This is a genomic window from Mucilaginibacter rubeus, from assembly GCF_003286415.2.
GTDB lineage: Bacteria > Bacteroidota > Bacteroidia > Sphingobacteriales > Sphingobacteriaceae > Mucilaginibacter > Mucilaginibacter rubeus_A.
The window spans coordinates 3,682,833-3,705,933 of sequence record NZ_CP043450.1 but is presented as its reverse complement, the minus strand read 5'-3'; the positions used below and the strand labels follow the sequence as shown (position 1 = coordinate 3,705,933).

Genomic DNA, 23,101 nt, shown 5'->3' with positions numbered 1-23,101 from the left:
AGCTATGGGAAGGAGCACGCATATTATCCATAAGCTGATACTTGATATTGAAGTACCGCACCGTAATGCCGCCCAAAAGGCGCAGGACGAAGCCGTGCGGTACTTTGAACAGGTATTACTTAAAAAGCTGGAGCAGTTATTGGATGGTATGGATGTTTCTGCCCATGTTCTGATTGATAGGCTTGATATTGATTTGGGAAAAGGTAAGCTGGAAGAAGTTTTTGAGCAACTGCAACAAAGTTTATCAAAGGCGCTTGAGCCAGCTTTAAACCCCAACATGATCCCTGATGGAGATGAGCCCGATGAGGCGATCAGTTATTCGTCGCTAACCGACGAACAGCAGGTTTTTAATGTGCTTGTTTATTTCCTTAATACAGGCAGGCTCCCATGGTACATTGTAGCCACAACCGAATGGTTGCAGCAGGAAGATGTTTGGTTAAGTAAACTGTCCGGCCTTTTAATAAGTGACGCGACTTACAGGTTAAAACTTATCAATCTTTTTAAAGTTACTCAAACCGCAATAAGCAGGCTGTTCAGTCAGTTTGGTATGGTATTTATTAAACAGCTGGTGGCAGTTTTGCTTAAGGTTGATGTGCGTATATATCAAACAGGTATTGATTCGCTTATCAATGATATTAAAGATTCCATAAGCCGCCAATCTCCTAACGATAATGATCGGCTGCTATCAGAGCCGAGTAGCGAATACAGTGCTGTCATAGAAAAGCTTTTGCACATGCTTCACCTGCGCACAGGGTATGATGTATTACCCGATGGGATCCTGAAAAAGCTAATCGATTTAATAACAGGCGAGTTAAAGATTTTTTCTTCGACCTCTGCAACCAGTCTTGTTCAAATTGCAGATAAGGCAATTCAAACAGCAGAAAGTAAACCTGCTTTACAAATAACTAAACCAACAGCGACACCCGATAATTCAGAAACGAACCTGACAAAAGAAGAGGAAACTGAAGGGGCTTATGTAAATCAGGCTGGTTTGGTAATACTCCATCCGTTCCTGGAGTATTTTTTCAAAGATTTTGGCTTACTGCATGATAACGATTTTGTTGACCTGCCCGCAAGGCAACTGGCTGTTCACCTGCTGCATTATTTGGGCACAGGTAATACAGGCGCTTTTGAATATGACCTGTATTTTGAAAAGTTTTTATGCCGGTGGCCTCTTAGCGAAATATTAGCGCGTGAAGTTGAAATTCCGCAGCGCATGCTTGAAGAAGGAGATAATATGCTTGGTACGGTAATCAAATACTGGAAAGCATTAAAAAATACATCGCCTGGTGGTTTGCGCGATGCGTTCCTGACTCGTAACGGTAAGCTTATTGAAGCCGAAAAACCTGCCCGCCTTATTGTGGAGCGCAAAGATCTGGATATCCTGCTTTCGTCGCTGCCCTGGGGTATAGGTGTAATTAAACTGCCCTGGATGGATGAACCTTTTTATGTGGAATGGCAATGAAAACACAGCAAAAGGCAGCACCTGCAAACTCCAAACAAAACCAGCCCGCTAACCGGCAGGCCGCAGGGAAAGATACTTTTTTCTCGGCCGCTCATGACACTGTACAGGAATCTCCTTTTTTTGAAGGTAACAAGGTTCAGCGCAAGATGACAGTGAATGAACCTGGTGATCATTTTGAAAGGCAGGCCGACCAGGTAGCAGATAAAGTTGTTCAACATATTAATCAGCCTAAAACCGTAGCTAACGTTGCGCCCGCTACTGCAACTGCTGCTGCCACTACTTCCGCTGTACAAAAGAAAGAAGATAAAAAAGAGGATAAACAGGAAAAAGAACAAAATGGGGCAGATAAAGAATTACAGCGCCGACCCATTTTTGAAAGCGACGGTGACCCTAACGAAGGAAATACGCTGAAACGTAGCAGCCAATCACCGGTGCCTGATGTATCTCCGCAAACCCAGCAAAAGATTGAAAGCAGTAAAGGCGGCGGCGAACCGTTGCCTGCCAATACCCGCGAAGAAATGGAAGGAGCGACGGGAGCAGACCTGAGTAGGGTACGCATTCATAATAACAGCGAAGCGGCCGGATTAAGTAACGATTTACAGGCGCAGGCTTTTACCCATGGTAACGATATTTATTTCGGTGCCGGTAAGTATGATCCGCAAAGTCAATCCGGACAGCATTTATTGGCGCATGAGGTAACGCATACGGTACAACAGGGTGGAAATGGGGTTAAAAAGAAGATACAGCGCCAAGCAACCAAAGGCGATATTTCAGGTAATATTGGTCAGGTTGCGACTGCTGAAAATCCAATTGATACTACGGCATCAAAAGAATCACTTTTTGTGCCGCAAATAAAAATACCAACTTTGAAACTTGGCCTTATGCCAGGATCAACTACCAACTATTCATTTAAAAAAACAGAAAGGTCAGGAAAACACATTGCCGACTGGAACGACGCTGCTACTAAGGGAGCCGGTTTTGATAATATTTTTAACGCTAAGAAAGCTGCTGAGATTCCCGGAGAAGTAAACGAACCAACTTTTTTTATGACGCTTGAGTCTGAAAAAAAACTAACCAATCTTAAGCATTTATTCACCGGTCCGGTCACTCAACTTAAAGCTTCTTTTGCGCGCCCATTTTGGGATGAGAACGGACAGGATATAAATAACGGCTATGATGTTGACCATAAGGTGGAGTTGCAATTAGGCGGCAAAGATGGTATTTCAAATCTTTGGATGCTTGAGGCAGGATCAAACAGATCATCGGGTTCAAATATTCATAGCGAAATAACAACAAGGGTTGACGCTGCATTAAACGCTATAACTACCATGCCGGATGGGCAAATTAAGCCAAGCGCCACCGAAATTATTGATAAATACACCATTACGGTGGGCAAACTGGACGGTGGCTTGAGTATGAGTGGCGATGGAAAAAAATGGGAGCTAAGTCAGATTGAAGCCGGTGACCATCTTAAAAAGCTTGCATTTCTTTCGAAGAACGATAAAGCGAGAAAAAAACTTGTTGATAATACTAACCTTTCACTGATAACAAGCGAACGCTATGGCGTAACAAAATATATTAAATGGGCACCTGACGCGGGTAAAACAACTGAGAAAGATGTTAACGTACAGGTTGGGCAAATTAAACGAAACGGTGCTAACCTGAAAATACAGAAAATATCCTACGAAGATAAAGACGATAATACAATCAATAGTGCGGGTTCAAAAGGATCGGCAACTATTGAGGTTTTCATGAACAATGCGTTTGTTTCCGGGATATCAACAACACAACCTATTGAACCTGTGCCTGGTATATACGGTGGTAGATTAAACGGAGTTGCGGTTAAACAGGCGTTAAGTGCTGATTTAAAGGCTAAAGGGTTAAGCCCTATAGCGATAACAGAACTGGATATCGGTGAGAACGGCTTGATAGGGTTCGGTAAGATTAATACCGACGTCCCTTTTATAGGCGGCTCGGCAATTGATATTATTTTTAATGAAGACGGCATTAAAATAAGTAAGGTATTTAATTCAGGCGAGATCAAAGTTCCGCCGCCTTTTAAAATTACCAATACGTCGCTCGAAGTTTATGCTGCCACGTCAGGCATCGGCGTAAAGGGCGAAGCTAATTTTGAAATAAAGAAACTTGGTAAAGGTAAGGTTGGTGCTATGGCCAATACTTCAGGTGAATTCGCGCTTGAAGGCTCGTTTGATTTTGACTCGAAAACCTTTAATCCCGCACAAATAAAGGCTGCATACCGTAATGGCGAATTTAGCGCATCGGGAGATATAGGCATTCCTGCAGGCAAAATAAAAGGCCTTAAATCGGCACATATAAAAATTGATTACGCAAAAGGCATATTTAACGCCTCTGGTACCGCCGAGCCGGATATTAAGGGTGTAAAAAGCGCCGAAATTCACGTTACCTACGGTAACGAAACCTTAGTTATAGGAGGCAGCTTTGTACTCGACGAAAATATGCCGGGTATTCAGAGTGGTAGTGGTAATGTTGAAGTTACCCGCGGCCCTGATGAAATTTACCATGTAAAAGCCAACGGTAAAGCTATTCCCAAAATACCGAAGATCAATACCGAACTGTCGATATCTTATGACGATGGGGCGCTGACCATCGAGGGTAAGGCATCATACGCAGCTGATAGAGTATCGGGCGAGGTTACTGTTGGTGCAACCAATCGTGCTATCGCAGCAGATGGCACGCCATCGGGCCCGGCAGGTGATAAGTTTACCGCCTATGGCTCGGGTAAATTAACACTTAAAGTTACCGACTGGCTGCAGGCTTCGGCAAGCGTAAGGGTAACCCCGGCCGGCGAAATTGAAGTTGTTGGCCGCTTAGACCTGCCTTCGGCAGTTGATGTGTTCCCTAAAAAGAGTATCAACAAGGAGCTGTTCAAGGTTCCAACTATCCAGATCCCAATTTTCGCCATCCCGCTTGGGCCTAAGAGCATAGGTATCGTGGCCACTATTGATGGCGGACTTGATTTTGACGCGGCTGTTGGCCCCGGCCAGTTGAAGGATGTTTTCGGGCAGATAGAATTTAATCCTTCGCACCCCGAAAATACCCGGATCAGCGGTGGGGCAAAATTTGTGATCCCGGCACATGCAGGCCTTAAACTAAAAGCCGCGCTTGGTATTGGTTTGAGTATCGGTCCGGCCAGTGTTACCGGTGGTATCCAGATAGTTGGTGGTTTGGGATTGGAGGGAGAGGCAAGTGCCGCGGCAGACCTGGCATGGTCGCCGACAACAGGTTTTGAGTTTAATGCTCTTGGCGAGATCGAGGTGCACCCTAAGTTTACGTTTGATGTAAATGCCTTCATTAAAGCCGAGCTTGATCTGTGGGTTACCGACATCTCCAAAGAGTGGACTAAAAACCTGGCATCATTTAGCTACGGCCCGGATTTGCAGGTGAAAGTCTCGCTGCCAATCCACTATAAAGACGGCGAACCATTTGATGTGAAAACTGATGATATTAAAGTTACCTATCCTGAAATCAGCATTTCTGATATAGCAGGTGGTATAGCAGATAAAGTTAAAGAAGAAATGTTATGAGCAACCAAAGTCAACTAACCGAATTGATAAATCTTGGTGCTATGCAGCAATTAAGCGGCAATTTTGAAGCTGCCGAGGCTTATTATGCAAAAGCTGCAGATTTAAACGAGCCAAACGTTACCCTGCTCAATAACCGCGGGATGTTGTTTTATCAGCAAAATAAATTCTCAGAAGCGCGGCCTCTTTTTGAGCGTGCCCTGGAGATTGATAATCAAAATACTTCGGCATGGCTAAACCTGGCCAATACCGAGGTTTTGCTGGGCCAGTATGATAAGGCTTTACAAGCTTTCAGGCAAACCATCAGCCTTAAAGCCGACCAGTTTGAGGCCTGGGAAGGGCTGGCTAAACTATATATGTTATCGGCAGATATGGAAAGTGCTGAAACCTGCTGGCTGAAAGCGGTTGAGCTTAACCCTACAAGTTTAAGCTTACTGATGGGGCTTGCACAGGTTTATTTATCAACCGGTAGGTATGATGAAGCTTTTGAAATGGCCGATTATGTTTTGTCGGAAAATCCGCAAAATAGCCGGGCATTGCAAACCGCGGGTTTGGCCCAGCTCATGCTCAAAAACTATTCGATGGCCACGGGTTACCTCATCAGGTATTTAATGCTGTTCCCTACAGATATAGCTGTACGCAATCACCTGGCTGTTGCTTACCTGCAAAGTGGCCAGTTAAGTGAAGGTGCTGCCGAGTACGGGCGCATTTTGGAATATCATCCCGAACATGAGGAGATCAGGTTGAATTTAGGGGTGCTTTGTCTGGGACTTAACCGTTTTGACGAGGCATTGGCACATTTAAACCTCTTGCTTGAACAATATCCGGAAAATAAGAAAGGGAAGCTATACCTGGGTATAGCATTGGCCAATTTAAATGAAAGGGACAAGGCGAAACAGGTTTTTGAAGATTTGCTGAATGATCCCGGCGAATGGGCTGCCCATGCCAAAAAGCAACTGGATCTGTTAATGAATTTAAACTAAACCACCTATGAAATACATCCAAAATACACGCCAGCCGCTTAGTCAGAAACAGGCGGATAAAGCCGAAAAGCCTTTCTTTAATGGCAGCCGCGAAAAAAGCAAACAGGATAGTGATGCTTTTTTTCAGGCAAGAAAGATTGATGGAAACCAGGACTCGGCCCTTGAGCAGGAAGCCGACGCGTTAGCGCACAAGGTAACCATGGCACAGCAGGCAACCGCTAATTCATCACAACGGATGGGGCAAATGAGCGTTCAGAAAAAAGGCGCTGATGAGGAAAAGGATGCTAAGGCTGGCCAAAAGAAAGAAAAAAAGGATGAGAAGGAGGAAGGCAAGCCACAGAAGAAAGACGAGAAAAAAGAAGAAGAAAAACCGACGCAAAAGAAAGAGGAGGAGAAAAAAGATAAAGAGCCTCAGAAAAAAGAAGAGGATAAGAAGGATAAGGAAGGGGTTCAGAAAAAAGAAGAAGAAAAGAAGGACGAGAAGCCGCAAAAAAAAGGTGAAGAAGATAAAAAAGACGAAGGTAAGCCGCAGAAAAAGGAAAAAGGTGAAGAGAAGGATGATAAGGCTGCGGCGCAAAAGAAAGAGGAAAAAGGGGGTGGCGTAGAAAAAACAGAAGGTAAACCCGAAAGCAACGAGGCCAAATTTGACAGGTTGCTGGATGCAAGCAAAGGTGGTGGCAGTCCCCTGCCGGCAAAGGTACGTACACAGTTAGAGCACCAGATGAATGCCAATTTTGAGCAGGTAAAGATCCACACCGGCCAGCAGGCTGTTGAACTTTGTAACCTCTCAAAAGCACAGGCATTTACCCATGGCAACGATGTTTACTTTAACGCAGGCAAGTTTGATCCTGAAAGTACCGCGGGGATGAACTTGCTGGCGCACGAATTAACTCATGTTATTCAGCAAAACGGTCCGCGTAAATAAATCATGAATACTAATACTACACAATTAAAAGCGCTGATGCTGTACACGGCCGGGTGTATTGAAGCCCGGTTGCAAACTGTATTTGGGAATGATACAACCTATTTACCACCGCTGCTTCCCCAGCTTGAGCGTAACGGTAGTGTGCTTGAAAAATTGATTGATGATCATGACCTGAACAGCGATGAGGTTATTATACTGATGATGGCCTTAGCTCCGCATGTGCAGGTTGAGTTTTTTGATGAGATCATCCAACCTTATATACGCGAATCAGGTGATTTTCAGCAGATAGGGGGAGTCAGGAGCCGAAACGGGCGTAGCTTTTTACCAACCGGTCAAACGGCAGTTTTTGTTTTGTCAGGCAATGATGTAGACAAGCGTTTGGAAGTCGCCCAACTGTTTCATCATCAGGGTAAACTTAGCAAACATCATATTTTGCATTTGGAAGATGTACCGGATGGTGAGCCTGCTTTATCGGGCCGGTTGATATTACAGCCCGAATATATCGAACTTTTGATCAGCGGTACCGAATCTATTCCGAAACTGAGCATGAATTTTCCGGCTCAGCATTTGGAAACTACTTACAATTGGGATGATCTGGTACTGAACGATACCACCCGTAAACAAATTGCCGAACTGGAAAACTGGGTGAACTATCAGCAGGTATTAATGACCGACTGGGGGATGGAGCGGAAACTAAAGCCTGGTTATCGCGCTTTGTTCCATGGCCCGCCGGGAACAGGAAAAACGCTTACAGCTTCGTTGCTTGGTAAATACACCGGTAAACCGGTCTTCCGGATTGACCTGTCCATGATCGTATCTAAGTTTATAGGTGAAACCGAGAAAAATCTCTCCAAATTATTTGAGAAGGCGGATAACAAAAACTGGATCCTGTTTTTTGATGAAGCCGATGCTCTTTTTGGTAAGCGTACCAATGTTAAAGATGCTCACGATAAATACGCCAATCAGGAAGCATCTTACCTGCTGCAACGTGTAGAGCAACATAACGGCCTGGTAATATTGGCAACCAATTTTAAAAATAACATTGATGAGGCCTTTATGCGCAGGTTTCAATCAGTTATTAATTTCCCATTGCCTAATGCCGATGAACGGTTCGTTATCTGGCAAAAATCATTCCCGCCAAAAGCAAACCTTAACGGGCATATCAACCTTGAACAAATCTCCCGTAAGTATGAGCTCAGTGGCTCGGGTATTTTAAATGTGGTACAATTTGCCTGTTTGCAAATGCTGGCCCGAAAGGAAAGTCGCATTTCATCAGAGCTGATACTGGAAGGCATAGAGCGCGAGTACACCAAGGAGAACCGGGTTTGGTAAAATCCGGTTCGGCACAAAAGACACCATTATAATCCATAGTCTGTACAACCGAATCCATAAAATGTACATTGATGGTATTGGATACATTTGTGATTTTTATCATTGCTTGGGTACCATTGATATTCCTGTATTAACGAAAATTTAGCTTTCAACTTAATGGTGCGGTTTGCATTATATTGAATAAATTAGCAAATCATCGCCTATTGTAATTCCGTGGCTTTCACAGGAGGTGATTTTGTTATGGTATAACTTTTAATTGTCTATAGTACAATAAAATACGTGGTGTATGTTTAAATATGTAGCAATATGTTTTATTGTCATGTTTTTTGGCTCAACAGCTTTGGGACAAAAAAAGATGGACATTGCTACCATTAAGCTAAACCTCGATAATCAAAAAAATAAATCCGACACCAATACCATTAAGCTGCAAATACAATTGGGCAGCTATTATCTCAATAAAATTGGCGAGCACAAAGAAGTATTGGATAGCGGGATCACTGCTTTTAATAAAGCCATACAAATGAGTGTTGCCATTCATTCGGCAAAGTGGCTTAATGAAGCCATGATGCTTAAAGGGGCGGCATATTTAAAGCAAGGTGACCTGAAACAAGGCAAATCCATTTTTATGGAGGTTGTTAACTATTATCGTAAAGTGGACGATAAATATAATGAGGGCAAAACCTGGGCCCGTTTAGGTGATGACCTGTCTATAGATAATGCGCTTGCCGTCCCGGATAAAATTAACAGTTATGAACAGGCACGGACTTTATTTCAGGAAACCGGCCACAAACAGGATGAGGCCGATATGAGCAAAAACATAGCGGATATTCATCTTAATCAGAAAAAGCTTGATCTGGCCGAAACGGAATTGCTTAAAGTATTGGCCCAATACAAAGCGATAGGATACAAGAAGCTTCATTATACCTATCACTCCCTTGCCGAGTTAAGCAAGCAAAAGGTTGATTTGCACAACGAACTGTTGTACCGGCATGAGGTAATAAAAAGCATGAATGCCACAGCCGACACTGCCTTGGCCGATTTTTATTATGCCAAGCTTGCGCTGGTATACGCCGATCTTAACAAGTATGATCAAAGCCTTATTTACATTATTAAATCGGCCGACATCCTAAAGAAAAGAAAGCAGTACGAGGATTTTTACGGCTATCTGAGTCTGATTAGATACGACTTTATTACGGCTAACAGGCCTAAGGAAGCCTTGGCGTATTTAAAACAGGCTGTAATTGATGTGCCGCCAAAAATACTGGCACAAAAGGTAGATATGTACGAGGCATTTGGCAATATCTATGTTGCCCTGAAGGATTACCCCAAGGCAGAACTGTATTATCTGAAAATGATGGAGGTATATAAGATCACTAATTTTAGTAAAGACTTTTATACCACCAACGAGCAAATGGTGACCGATTTTGTTCATTATAACGAAACCATGGCCGGCTTTTACCTGCTTACCCAACAGTTTAAAAAAGCGGGTGTCTATACCAAGCAGATTCTCTCATTGCCGTCAAATAAAATAAGGCCCATCACCCTTACCAAGATCCATCGTATGCAGTTCCGGGTAGATTCGGCTTCTGGTAATTATGTATCAGCCATAAAGCATTTCGAGATCCACAAACGCCTTGACGACTCGCTGTTTAATGCCATTAAAAATAAACAGATAGAAGAGCTTGAGATCACCAATAAAACCAAGGAGAACAAGCAATCAATTAAATACCTCGAAATTAAGAACAAGAGCCAGCGCGATGAACTTCAAAAGGTAAACACGCAGCGTAACATTACCTTCGGTGGTGTGGCCATGCTTATTATTATTGCCGGCCTGGCATTTAGCGGATACAGGCATAAACAGAGGAGCAACCTGCAACTACAATTAAAGCAAACCGAGATCAACAATCAGAACTTATCGCTGCAAAAGCTGCTCGGTGAAAAAGATAACCTGTTAGATGAAAAAGACTGGCTGCTGAAGGAAGTGCATCACCGGGTAAAAAACAACCTGCAAATTGTAATGAGCCTGCTGAACACCCAATCGGCATTTTTAAAAAATAACGCTGCGCTTGCTGCTATTCGCGAAAGCCAGAACCGGGTGCAGGCCATAGCGCTGATCCATCAAAAGCTTTACAGCAACTCGGATGTGTCATACATCGATATGTCGGTTTATATTAATGAGTTGATCAGCTACCTGGCCGACTGTTATAACCCGGGCGATAAAGGAATTCGTTTTGATCAAATGGTTCAACCTGTAAAACTTGATGTGGCGCAGGCGGTACCTGTGGGCCTGATACTAAATGAAGCCATAACAAACGCTATCAAATACGCCTTCCCTTCACAGCGTGGTGAAATCAGGATTGCCTTACAGCTTGCAGAAGAGACCATTGTACTCACCATAGCTGATAACGGAATAGGCTTGCCGGCTGATTTTGATATACAGAAAGCCAGCTCGTTGGGGATGGAAATGATGAAGGCGTTAAGTAAGCAGTTGGGCGGTTATTTTAAGATGGAAAATTGTGATGGCGCCCTGATTACCGTTGAGTTTAGGGCAGAGAAGCAGTTGAGCAATATTGAACGAAAAACTTTTGTAGCTAATTAATAATATGAATAAGAAAATATTAATAGTCGAGGACGAATCGCTTGTAGCATACGACCTGAAATTAATATTAACCCGCGCCGGTTATAAAGTTTGTGGCATTGCCGATTCTGTACCTGAAGCACTGGAGATCATTGAAGAGCAAAAGCCCGAAATGGTATTGCTTGATATATTTTTAAAGGGCAACCTAAATGGTATTGACCTGGCCAAAATCCTAACATCAAAAAATATCGCTTTTGTATACCTGTCGGCCAATTTTCAGGAGAGTATTTTGGAGCGGGCAAAGGCAACACAGCCTTACGGCTTTTTGGTAAAACCGTTTCGCGAAAAAGAATTACTGATAACCCTTGATGTTGCTTTTTACAGGCATCAAAACAGCATTGAATCAAAATTACGCCAGGAACAGGCATTAGAGCAGGTATTCAAAAACATTGTTGCCGAAACAATAAACTGGAAGCAAAAGCTGCTAAAAATAGCCATGAGCATTCAGCCGCATATGCCCTTTGACTATTTAACCATTACCATGAAAAACGGTAGCGGTTTTCCTGATAATGCGCTCTCATTTTTACGCACTGGCTTTGATGAGTACCAGGTAATTGGCACAGACGAGTTCTTAAACATCACAAAAATTAACAGGGCACAACTGCAGCAAATGCAGGGCGATAGTCCGCTGATCACCAAGGCCGACTTTTACAATGCCGCTAATTTTGTTAAGATCTGGCCGCAGTTCCCTTTAAAAAAAGTTATTGCCCAGGTTTTTAATATGCAATCGTTTTTAGGGTTGCCTTTACTTACTTCAAGCGGTAATGTGATTCATTTTTCGTTTTACAGCCGCAAAACAGATTGTTATAATAATGACCATTTGATTTTGCTGGATCGCCTGCACCGGTCGTTGTTAATGGCGATAGAAGAGATCATTCCGTTTGATGCACTTGAGCCATCAATAAACAAGGTTGATAAGCCGGCCGATAATAGCTTAAGCGAAAAAAATAAAGCAGTCGGCTTTAAGGATATTATAGGTAAAAGCCACCAGATGCTTACCGTGCTTGACCATATTGCCATAGTTGCCCCGCTTGATACATCGGTATTGGTTTTGGGCGAAAGCGGCACTGGTAAAGAACGGATTGCAAAAAGTATCCATTATCTGTCTCCCCGTAAAAACAAGCCTTTGGTAGTGGTAAATTGTGCCTCTATGCCGGCTACATTGATTGAATCGGAATTGTTTGGGCATGAAAAGGGGGCTTTTACAGGAGCAGTTGAAAAGCGTACCGGCAAGTTTGAACTGGCCGATGGCGGAACCATTTTCCTGGATGAAATAGGTGAAATGCCGGCCGAACTGCAGGTTAAGCTACTGCGTGTTTTGCAGGAACAAGAGATTGAACGCATCGGTGGTAAAGGCCCTGTTAAGATTAACGTGCGTATAGTGGCTGCTACTAACCGTAACCTGGAAAAGGAGGTTGAGGAAGGTCGTTTCCGGCTCGATTTGTATTATAGGTTGTTTGTATTCCCGATCATAATTCCTCCATTAAGAGAACGCAAAGATGATATTCCTGTATTGGCCAGTCATTTTTTGGAGCGATATGCGCAAAAAAGCGGTAAGGCAATAACAGGCATATCTCCTAATGTGATGAACCAGTTGCTTGACTACCATTGGCCGGGGAATGTGCGGGAGCTTGAACATTTTATTGAGCGCAGCATATTGCTGACTGATGGTCCGCTGATAAAAGATGCCTACCTGCCCAAACTTCAGGGGAAAAAGGAAAGCCCTGCCTACGCCGAAGTAGCAACCGACAGGCTGAAAACGATAGACGAACATGCCCGCGACCATATTTTAGATGTATTGAGGCGCTGCAATGGTAAAATAAGTGGTAAGGATGGGGCTGCGGCTAAATTAGGTTTGCCGCCATCAACACTGCATTCAAAAATGCAAAAGCTGGGTATTAAGAAATGGGAGTAGATGTCGATCAATAAAAGTGTATTCATTTTCAGTGCTTTATCATTTTGATAATTTATATCTCCCAAAATGATAGGATAGTAGTTGCGGGGATACGCGTTTTTAATATGCTGAGCGCATTTTGAGCACTTTTATAGCCCTTTGGCATAGGTTTGGTTTATTGCCGGTTTTTATCATTAAGCTAAAAGCTATGGCAACGTTTTATATCATACTTAAAATAACCGCTTTATTAGCAGTTATCATTGTTTCAATCTCCGGCCCGAAAAAGAAAAAAGTATCTCCAAAAACTGAAATGAGCGGGTTTGCTGTTAATCCCAACGGTTACCTGGAGCATTTTAAAAAGAGCCCGGAATACCCTCAGCCGGTTGAATAAACGGTAAATTAACTTGTTTTGAAAATAGAAGCCTTTCATTTTGATAGGCTTTTTTTATGCGCTCACTTCTTTCCCGAAACTAAAATCTTCATTTACACAGCCTAAACCTATAAATGGCATGCCTGTGCCACAACGGGCATTCTTTTGGCATTGGGGTATGTACAGTTATTCAACAAATCCGTGCTGATAACTGAAATAAACATATAAAATGGAAGATGAACGAATTATTGTGAGGCCTGCTATCCCGGCCGACGTAGTGTTCGCCGATCAGATCATCAAAGAAATGGAAAGCTCGGCTATAGCAAGAGGCTCGGGTATTTCTAAAAGATCGGCTGCCTCAGTAATAGAAAAGATCGACACGGGTAAGGCCATAGTCGCTGTAACCGAAAATGGCGAATGGGTAGGTTTCTCCTATATTGAAACCTGGGATGATGGGCGATTTGTATCAAACAGCGGTCTGATTGTTTCGCCGCAGCACCGTAACCAGGGTGTAGCCTCAGAAATTAAGAACAGGATTTTTAACCTTTCGCGCGATAAATATCCAACGGCAAAAATATTCAGTATTACCTCCGGGCTGGCTATCATGAAAATGAATACCCGTCTTGGCTTTGAGCCGGTAACCTACAGTGAAGTGGCTCAGGAACCCCGTTTTTGGGATGCCTGCAAAAGCTGTGTTAATTACGATGTACTGCAAAGTAAAAACCGTTGCAATTGCTTGTGTACCGCCATGTTATTCGATCCTCAACTAAACTAATCTCCTATGATAAAAACATTGAATGAGCAGCCTGTCACCTCCTTGGTAGGGCATACGCTGCCTTTGAATCCGCATTTCTTCAGCGAATCTGTTGTGTTGTTGCAGCATATGATCAAAGCCTCATCGTTCAGCGGGAACGAGGATGCGGTTGCGGATATTATATATCAGCATTTGCTGGGTTATTCGGTAAAGGTAAAACGGCAGGGAAACAATATCTGGTGCTTTAATAAATACTACGATGAAACTAAACCGACAATATTGCTTAACTCTCATATGGATACGGTTGTGCCAAACGAGGGGTACACAAAAGATCCGTTTTGCCCGGAAATAAGTGAAGGGAAGCTTTATGGCCTCGGAAGCAATGATGCGGGAGGCTGCGTGGTATCGCTCATTGCTGCTTTCCTGCATTTTTATAGCTACCATGGCCTTGGCTTTAACTTGTGCCTCGCTATTACGGCGGAAGAAGAAAACTCTGGCGAAAACGGCATCAAATCAATACTGCCGTTATTGGGCGGTTGCGAACTGGCCATAGTTGGTGAGCCAACCCTGTTGCAAATGGCCATTGCTGAAAAAGGAAATCTGGTTATTGACTGTATCAGTAAGGGTCGCCCCGGTCATGCGGCGCGCGAGGAAGGTGATAATGCCATACATAAATGTTTAAGAGATCTGGAATGGTTTAGCCTGTACCAGTTTCCGCAGCAGTTGAAAGGAGTTGCGCCGGTAAAAATGACGGTTACCACCATCAAAGCCGGTTCACAGCATAATATTGTGCCCGGCAGGTGCGAGTTTACAGTAGATATCAGGCATGATGATACTTTTTCGCAAAACGAGATAGTTGATATCATCAGGCGTAATGTATCATGCCAGGTGAACCCTCGCCCTGGTTCGCTGGGGGCATCGTCGGTATCTCCCGAACATCCTATTGTTAAAACCGGGATTGCGGTTGGCTGCAAAACCTATATTTCACCTACCACATCTGACCAGGCCTGGCTATCTATCCCTTCGGTAATGATCGGCCCTGGCGACTCGGCCCGTTCGCATTCGGCCGATGAATTTATTTACCTCGAAGAGATCAAGAAGGGCATCAATCTTTATGTACGGCTGCTTGAAACACTGCCGCTGATGCTCATCAATAATCCAAACAAATACAAAAATGAAATCAAGCATATTAATAATTGATGACGAGGTAAAGCTCAGCGAACTAATGGCCCGCATCCTGGTACTGGAGGGCTATCACGTGATTCAGGCCCCCAATGCCAAAGCAGGTTTGCGCCTCATTGAGCGCGAGGATGTAAGGGTGGTTTTGAGCGATGTAAAACTGCCTGATGCCAATGGTGTCGAGTTGGTGCAGCGCATCAAACAAATAAAACCCTACATCGAAATCATTAACCTTACGGCTTTCGGCACCATTAGTGATGGGGTTTTGGCTATCAAAAACGGGGCTTTTGATTATTTAACCAAAGGTGATGATAATGATAAGATCATACCGCTGGTAAGTAAAGCGCTTGATAAGGCCAACCTTCAGTATCACATTAACGAACTGCAAAATGAGGTTGAAACCCTGCATGGTTTTCCGATTGTACTGGGGCAATCGCCGGCAATACTCGAAGCTGTTGAACTGGCGAGGAAAGTAGCCCGGACGGATGCCACCGTTTTGCTTTTGGGTGAAACAGGCACAGGTAAAGAAGTATTTGCCGAAGCCATTCATTATGAAAGCCTGCGTAAAGATAAGCCCTTTGTTGCTGTTAACTGCAGCGCCTTTAGTAAAGAGTTATTGGAAAGTGAACTGTTTGGATACAAAGCAGGTGCCTTTACTGGAGCCATCAAAGATAAAAAAGGGCTGTTTGAAGAAGCCAACGGCGGAACCATTTTTTTAGATGAGCTTGGCGAAATGAGCCATGACCTGCAGGCCAAACTGTTACGAGTGCTTGAAAACGGTACTTTCATAAAAATAGGGGAAACGCGGACTGTAAAGGTAAATGTGCGGCTTATTGCGGCCACCAACCGCGATCTGCAAAAAGAATCGGAAGATGGGCATTTCAGGCTGGATCTGTTTTATCGCCTGTCCGGGTTTTCTATCGTGTTGCCGCCCCTGAGGGATAGGATAGGGGATATAGAAGTGCTCGCAAGGCATTTTATCAAACTCTATTCGGCCAAAGTAAAGAAAAAGCAACCCGATGTAGATGAAAACTTCTTTAAGCTACTCAACCAGCACAAATGGAACGGTAACATCCGCGAGCTTAAAAATGTAATTGAACGAGTTATTATCCTGATGGATGAACCGCTGCTTACTCCCAAACTGTTGCCCAATGAATTTCATAACGGCGGATATTATGACCTGGTTGCGCTTGATCTTGACAGCGTGGAGCGCCATCACATCCGCAGGATCCTGAAATATGTAAAAGGTAATAAATCGGAAGCGGCCCGGGTATTGGGGATTGGTTTAGCTACCCTATACCGCAAAATTGAAGAGTATCACATTATCATGAACTGATACTTATGAGTAAATAAAATCACGATCATGTTGAAATTGTTTCAACACCTCACCCGCTAAGCAAAATGCCCACCTATCCTGTGGGGTGCTGAAACAAGTTCAGCATGACGCCGTGATTATCCCTTTTCCTCCCAATCACCATGAGAAAACCACCTTCTCAAAATGAAAAGGATCATTCAGATGCCGCTCATCAAAAAATAAAGACAAAATAATTAAAAGGCTGATAATCAAATCGGCGAAAAAAATTGCGGCCGCTTTGGTATAGCAATTGGCAGGCGTGCCATAATTAACGCAGGTAGGGGCAAAAAAAATTAAACACTGCAACCCGCTCTTGCCGCGAACAAATAATATCATATTCAAAATGAAAAAACTTCTCTTATTTATTGCTTTAGGTCTTACACTTCTTTTAGCCTATGCCCAGGCAAACGCTGCATCATTACAAGACAGCACCATTGTTAAAGACACCGTAAAAACCAAACCCGAGCCGTTTGCTTTTGGCGATTTTACCTGGCTTAACGGTAACGACCGCCGTCATAAAGCTTTGTTAGATACTAAATATTTCACCGGTCGTTTCCTGCTTGATTTTAACTATACCGCTTCAAACAATAACCCGGTAGACCATACCGTAGTTGGCTCAACCGCTCTGGCCCGTGATCACGAGTTCGAGATATCTACCGTAGCCTTTGGCGGCGATTTTCACTACGACAACGTGCGTGCCAGTGTACTCACACAGTTCGGCACCCGTGCTACTGTAGTGCCCCGTAATGATTTTAGCGTTACCCGCGGACAGTTCGACCTCACAACAGCTTACCGCTATCTGAGCGAGGCTAACGCCGGTTACCATTTTAATGTGCTTAACGGTATTAACGTAGATGCCGGCTTGTTCATGTCGTACGTGGGTTTGTTCTCGTACTATAATGCCGAGAACTGGGCTTACCAGCCATCGTTCACCAGCGATAATACACCATGGTTCTTTAACGGCGTACGTGTACAAATCTTTGTATCGGATAAACTGAAAATTGAGCCTTGGCTTATCAACGGCTGGCAATCATATGGCATGTTTAACAGCAGGCCAGGTATTGGCGGCCAGATACTTTGGCGTCCAAAAGAATGGTTGCAGGTATTAACCAATAACTACTACGGCGCCGATACTCAGGACAAACCGGGCCGTAAACGTTTCCATACTGATAACAGCGTAGAGGTACGTTACTATAAAAACAAAAATACGTTTGTAAATAGCATGGCTTTCTCTTTAACCGGCGACCTTGGCGATGAGAAAGGTGATGGTGTTAACGGCTTTAAATCTGACCCGGTTAAAGGCCCTGCCCAATATTTTGCAAGTGCCATGTTTTACAACCGTATGGTGATGGCTAACGGTCACTTAGGCTGGACTATAGGCGGTGGTGTAATGAATAACCCGGGCCGTTACCTGGTGCTTTATCCAACAGGTGATGCAAACCCAATTCCGGCAGTGGGTACCGGCGCAATTGGTACACATCCGTTCTCTGCTAACCCTGGCGATAAGTTTCATGCTTACGATTACTCAACTACTGTAGACTTGATGCCTAACGATTACCTCACCTTCAGGATGGAAGTGGTACACCGCCATGCAGATGTGCCTTATTTTGCAGGCCACGGTGGCGTAACCTCACCTGACGGCTATAATACTACACCGCTTTCCGGAACTAATTTTACCCCCGATCTGGTAAATTCTGAAACGAGATTCATAGCAGCCTTGCTTGTGCGCTTTTAGGCACAGTGGGCGTATCATATAAACGTACTTTAAAACCGCGATAACTTATCCCGTTTGGATTGTAAGGGTAGGTTTAGTAAAGGTTGGAGGCCGGGTTTTGCCGCCCGGCTTTTTTATGCCCTTAATTTCAAGAATTAAATAGTAAACAAAATGAAAAATTCAATTAAAATGATCATCGTCATGATGGTGATCGGTATACAGGCAAATTGCCTTATGGCACAAAATACAGATGCCAATTCTGGTATTTATTTAACTGTTCAGGATTACAAATCAGGCAAATTGAGCTATGGGCCTGAAGCTGGAAAAAAGCTAAAACTTAACGATTTTTTAGGTGGTAGCCGCATCGGCGTTACTTCCGGCAGGAAAAAGATCAAGATAGCAAAAAACGAAATATTTGGTTACCGCTATGAAGGCAGGGATTACAGGCTTTATCAAAACGAAGCTTACGAGGTGATTGATACTGCAGGGTTTCCGCTTTATGCCCATGTACAGCTAATGCCACAAGGTAAAGGCTATGCACGTACCGAAACTTATTTTTACAGCACTGATACTACAACGCCGGTTTTAAACCTAACCATAGCAAACGTGTACAGGAGTTTTCCCGGGCAAAATGATTTCAGGTACAGCATCCGCAATTATTTTCGTGGTGATGCCGATTTGATGGTTTATGATAGCTTAAACCGGGAATACCAAATCAAATACCTGTATTTTGAGCATCAACATGCAAAAGGCACTCAACACGCATCCTTATAAATAATTAACTATTGATTTTTCAAACCAAACAGCAATCCCGGCGCGAGGCCGGGAGCTGTTTATTGTTCTAAAGCCTGTTTGATATCTGCTATCAGATAGTGCGGATCTTCGAGCCCAATATACATCCGTATTAATTGATGATGACCGTTATAGGTTGAATAATCCTCTTTCTTAAATGATGCTATGGCCGGCACAACAAGGCTTTCGTGGCCACCCCACGAAACTGCCAGCAGGATATGCTGCAGGCTGTTACAAAACGTTTCAATTTTATTGAATGTGCTGTTTTTTAATACCAGGCTAAACAAACCGCCACAGCCCTGCATTTGTTGATTTACGAGATCGGCTTGTTGAAACTGTGGACTGAACGGCCAGATCACTTCCTGCACTGCCGGGTGGCTTGCAAGCCATTCTGTAATGATGCGGGTACTTTCAAAGCTACGTTGCAAACGAAGCGGTAGGGTCCTTAAGCCCCGCAAAAGCAGCCATGCCGAATGAGGCGATAGCGCCGGGCCTGTATTCATGAATTCATGCTCAAAAAGCTTTTTTAACAAAGTCTTGCTGCCGGTAAGCACACCGGCTACCACATCTGAGTGCCCTCCAATATATTTTGTTGCCGATTGCGCCACCAAATCAACGCCCATGGATATTGGCTGTTGATACAGTGGACTGCAATAGCTGTTATCAATCATGGTTATTATACCTCTTGATTTTGCGAAGCTGGTCACTTTTTTGATATCCTGGAGCGCATAGCAAAACGTATTGGGACTTTCGAGATAGATTAAACGAGTTTGTGGAGTTGCTGCTTGTTCAAAATTTTCAAAAACAGTTCCGTCAATAAATGTTGTGGTGATACCAAATTTGGGTAAAAAGTCTTTGAAAAGTTTAATTGTCCAGCTGTACAGGTTATCCACTGCAATAATATGATCGCCCGATTTCAGCAGGGACAAGATCGGGATGCTAATGGCACTGATACCGCTGCTGAACAAAAGTGCGTCTTCGGCTCCGTCTAACGCGGCAAGTTTCTTTCTGAGTATATTGAGTGTTGGGTTTTGTCCCCTTGAGTACAAGCTGCTTTCAAATTCATCATTCATAGCCTCCCTAAGCCCTGCAACATCTTTAAAACTGAAGTTGCTTGATTGCATAATGGGCGGCGAAACGGCGTTAAAATAGTTCTCTCTTTCCTCCCCAAGTTCATTTAAAATAAATGACAAATCCATAATTAAAGTGTAGTAATAGGTTTTTGGCTTCGTTTTGTGATATAGTATATAATAAGGCCTGCTATAAATGCGCTGATGCATATCAAAGCAGCCTGCGGATTTTCAATAAAAATGCTGATGGTAACAAACCAATATGTGGTAATAAATATGATAGGTATAACCGGGTACCACTTCATAACATATATACCGGTATTATTAAGCTGTTTGGTTTTGCGCCGTAAAATGAAGATCGTAATAGCCGCGGTTGAAAGGCCGACAGTATCAAAAAACATCACGTAGCTTAAGATGGTTTGAAACGAGCTGGCAAAAAACAGGATGATGAGTACGGCGCCCACGAAAAATGTAAGTCCAAATTCCTGTACCTGGGTTTGGCTGTTTACACGTTTAAAGCGTGCCGGTAATATGCCGTCTTCGGCCATGGCGTAGTAAACACGGGGGTTGGCCATAATGTTTACATTAACAAAAGCCAGCACCGAAACAAACATCAGTAGCGACACTATTTTATAGCCCGCTGCTCCAAACAAAACCCCGGCAAGTGTTGCCGCAAGCGTGGTTTTGTGCTGAAGACCGCTAATACCCAGAACAGAATAATAGGCAAAGTTGATAAGCATATATAATGATATCACGGTGGCTATCCCAAAAAATATAGCCTTGGGGATATTGATTTTCGGGTTTATAATATCGCCTCCAAAATTTATGGTTTGCTGGTAGCCGCCGTAGGTGAAAAATACAGCCACCAAACTTAATCCGAACGCACTTATATTGTTATTATTATGATATGCGATAACTTCTTTGGCGGTATGGATATTGCCTTTGAACACGGCGGCGCACAAAATCAAGATCATGCATATTTTAAAAAGGGTAAGTATATTTTGGGTACGGGCACTCATCTTAATACCCAGGTAATTGATGATGTACAAAATAAGCACCGATGTTATGGTCATGATTTTGATGCCCGTATCGTTTTGAAGGCTTGGGGGCATAATAACAGGATTAATATATTCTGCACCTATAAGTGCTACGGCAGCCACCGACGCGGCGTTGCTTATTACCAGTACCCAATTGATCATAAAAGCAAAAGCGGGGTGAAAGCAGTACGAAAAAACCTTGTAAAAACCACCGGTAGTAGGGTAGCGTGCACCAATTTCGGCAAAGGTAAGTGCCCCACATAAACTCACTGCACCACCAAGTAGCCAGGCCCCGAAATACAAAAGAGGAGTGCTTGAGTTTTTAGCCACTTCGACAGGCGCCGCGAAAATGCCCATGCCAATCACAAGGCTCACAACAATCATTGAAAGATCAAAACGGTTGAGTTTTGGCGTTATGCTCATGTAGTTTTAAAATACCAATTAATTAAGGGAAACACAAAATTTAAATGTAGCATAAATTCGTTAGCTCCGGGCATAGTAAAAGCTTTTATTGAATTCCTTCTTTAAAAAATATTTAGCTATAGTATCTGACAATTATTGCTTGTTTTCATTGTTTTGTAACAAATTGTTGTTGAAAAGATTAAAAATGGAAGTCATAAGCTATATTTACCCAGCCGGTTTTAAATGTTTATATTGAATAGCTAAAATATTGGCAGTTAGATGGATAAAATTGCCTTTTTTGATTGAAAAGATGGAGTAAAGCGAGATTTTTAGTAAGATCTCCGATTTTTAACTGACTTTAGATCAGGCATAAAATTGACAAATATTTAAAGTGGCGGGCTTTCTAAACCTTAAACCTGAATTTGAGAAACGATGATGAAAAAAAAGATATCCATTAAGGATATAGCCAAACTTACCGATACGTCAATAACCACTGTTTCATTTGTTTTGAATGGAAAGGGCCGTATTAGCAAAGAGATCAGCAAAAAAATATTGGATGTAGCCCAAAAAAACGGTTATGAACCTAATCGTATGGCCGTTGGTCTGCGTACGGGTGTTTCCAAAGTTATAGGGTTAATAGTAGAAAGCATTGGCGGCCCATTTTTTGGAGAGATGGCGAAGGTGATAGAAGAAGAAGCCGAGAAAGGCGGATACCGCATTATATATTGCAGCACCAACAATAACCTGCAAAAGGGAAAGGATATGATCCGGATGCTAAGCCAGCAACTGGTTGATGGTTATATTATTACCCCAATGAAAGGTTTGGAAAAAGATATCCAGAACCTGGTTGATAATGAAAAGCCGGTAGTACTGATAGATGGATATTTCCCCGGAACAAACATCCCGCATGTACTGGTTGATAATTTTGCAAGTGCCTATAACGCCGTTGATTGCTTTGTAAGATCAGGCTATAAAAATATAGGAATGGTGACGGCCGATCTGGGCCTGATCCAGCTTAATGACCGTAGCCTGGGCTATAAAGCGGCTTTAAAGGATAATAAGTTGAAGGATAGCAGCAAAATGCTTTTGAAAATCCCTTTTGATATGGATAAGAATGAAGGGGTGGAAGCCATAAAAGCCTTTATTGAAAAGCAAAAGCAGATGGATGCTATCTTTTTTACCACCAATTATCTGGGTACCATGGGCTTGCAGGCCATTAAGGATCTTAAGCTTCGTATCCCTGAAGATATCGCGGTAATCAGCTTTGATGATAATGAAGTGTTTAGCTTATATCCGCCGGGGATTACTACCATACAGCAGCCTACTTATGATATTGCTAAATCGGCAATTGACATTTTGATGGCGCAAATCAACACGCACAAGCTTGATGCTTCAAAAATAGATCTGCAGATTCCGTCTAAATTGATTGAGCGGGGATCAACCTTAGCTAAGGTCTCTGTATAACAGGGAGTTTAGTATTGGTAAACAAATATTACGAAAATCATTTGGTAAAACGTTTTAATTGTCTACATTTGAATAATGCACTGATCTGAATTGGGTAGTGCGAAGGAGGAGATGATCTCCTGAGGGTTCAAGTGCTTCATAGTTCTTTTTTACTAATATTGTTTA

Annotated in this window: 16 protein-coding genes; 14 read left to right on the top strand and 2 right to left on the bottom strand. The window is 43.1% G+C overall.

What is annotated here, in order from left to right:
- Positions 1–4 precede the first annotated feature (4 nt).
- The 13 genes from DEO27_RS14615 (at position 5) to DEO27_RS14555 (ending at position 18,945) form a co-directional block, all read left to right on the top strand.
- Positions 5–1,465 (top strand): contractile injection system tape measure protein, encoded by a 1,461-nt coding sequence (locus DEO27_RS14615; protein WP_112573745.1) that lies wholly within the window; start codon positions 5–7, stop codon positions 1,463–1,465.
- Positions 1,462–5,031, top strand: coding sequence for a DUF4157 domain-containing protein (locus DEO27_RS14610; RefSeq protein ID WP_190295420.1), 3,570 nt, complete (start codon positions 1,462–1,464; stop codon positions 5,029–5,031). The genes DEO27_RS14615 and DEO27_RS14610 overlap by 4 nt, the downstream gene beginning before the upstream one ends.
- Complete coding sequence (locus DEO27_RS14605; RefSeq protein WP_112573743.1) at positions 5,028–6,011, top strand: tetratricopeptide repeat protein; 984 nt, start codon at positions 5,028–5,030, stop codon at positions 6,009–6,011. Before DEO27_RS14610 ends, DEO27_RS14605 begins: the two co-directional genes overlap by 4 nt.
- Positions 6,012–6,018: 7 nt before the next feature.
- Positions 6,019–6,936: a DUF4157 domain-containing protein gene (locus DEO27_RS14600; protein ID WP_112573742.1), complete on the top strand. Its 918-nt coding sequence runs from the start codon at positions 6,019–6,021 to the stop codon at positions 6,934–6,936.
- Positions 6,937–6,939: 3 nt separating this feature from the next.
- Positions 6,940–8,268, top strand: a complete 1,329-nt coding sequence (locus DEO27_RS14595; protein ID WP_112573741.1) for an ATP-binding protein — start codon at positions 6,940–6,942, stop codon at positions 8,266–8,268.
- 286 nt (positions 8,269–8,554) lie between these two features.
- A complete protein-coding gene (locus tag DEO27_RS14590; RefSeq protein WP_112573740.1) occupies positions 8,555–10,867 on the top strand; it encodes a sensor histidine kinase in 2,313 nt (770 codons plus the stop codon).
- 4 nt (positions 10,868–10,871) lie between these two features.
- Positions 10,872–12,821 carry a sigma 54-interacting transcriptional regulator gene (locus tag DEO27_RS14585; RefSeq protein WP_112573739.1) on the top strand — a complete coding sequence of 650 codons (1,950 nt, stop codon included), beginning with the start codon at positions 10,872–10,874 and terminating at the stop codon, positions 12,819–12,821.
- A gap of 187 nt (positions 12,822–13,008) precedes the next feature.
- On the top strand, positions 13,009–13,191 hold the full coding sequence (locus DEO27_RS14580; RefSeq protein ID WP_146750071.1) for a hypothetical protein: 183 nt from the start codon (positions 13,009–13,011) through the stop codon (positions 13,189–13,191).
- Between the two features lie 208 nt (positions 13,192–13,399).
- Positions 13,400–13,945: a GNAT family N-acetyltransferase gene (locus DEO27_RS14575; protein WP_112573737.1), complete on the top strand. Its 546-nt coding sequence runs from the start codon at positions 13,400–13,402 to the stop codon at positions 13,943–13,945.
- Between the two features lie 6 nt (positions 13,946–13,951).
- Positions 13,952–15,124 (top strand): M20/M25/M40 family metallo-hydrolase, encoded by a 1,173-nt coding sequence (locus DEO27_RS14570; protein ID WP_112573736.1) that lies wholly within the window; start codon positions 13,952–13,954, stop codon positions 15,122–15,124.
- Positions 15,099–16,439 carry a sigma-54-dependent transcriptional regulator gene (locus DEO27_RS14565; RefSeq protein ID WP_112573735.1) on the top strand — a complete coding sequence of 447 codons (1,341 nt, stop codon included), beginning with the start codon at positions 15,099–15,101 and terminating at the stop codon, positions 16,437–16,439. The genes DEO27_RS14570 and DEO27_RS14565 overlap by 26 nt, the downstream gene beginning before the upstream one ends.
- Before the next feature lie 361 nt (positions 16,440–16,800).
- Positions 16,801–18,192 (top strand): outer membrane beta-barrel protein, encoded by a 1,392-nt coding sequence (locus DEO27_RS14560; protein ID WP_112573733.1) that lies wholly within the window; start codon positions 16,801–16,803, stop codon positions 18,190–18,192.
- Positions 18,193–18,342: 150 nt separating this feature from the next.
- Positions 18,343–18,945, top strand: coding sequence for a hypothetical protein (locus tag DEO27_RS14555; RefSeq protein WP_112573732.1), 603 nt, complete (start codon positions 18,343–18,345; stop codon positions 18,943–18,945).
- 59 nt (positions 18,946–19,004) lie between these two features.
- On the opposite strand, the gene DEO27_RS14550 is transcribed toward DEO27_RS14555, so the two are convergent.
- A complete protein-coding gene (locus DEO27_RS14550) occupies positions 19,005–20,162 on the bottom strand; it encodes a trans-sulfuration enzyme family protein (protein WP_112573731.1) in 1,158 nt (385 codons plus the stop codon).
- 2 nt (positions 20,163–20,164) lie between these two features.
- Positions 20,165–21,493 carry an APC family permease gene (locus DEO27_RS14545; protein ID WP_112573730.1) on the bottom strand — a complete coding sequence of 443 codons (1,329 nt, stop codon included), beginning with the start codon at positions 21,491–21,493 and terminating at the stop codon, positions 20,165–20,167.
- 411 nt (positions 21,494–21,904) lie between these two features.
- On the opposite strand from DEO27_RS14545, the gene DEO27_RS14540 reads away from it, so the two are divergent.
- Entirely contained in the window at positions 21,905–22,936 is a 1,032-nt protein-coding gene (locus DEO27_RS14540; RefSeq protein ID WP_223818253.1) for a LacI family DNA-binding transcriptional regulator, read from the top strand.
- Positions 22,937–23,101 lie beyond the last annotated feature (165 nt).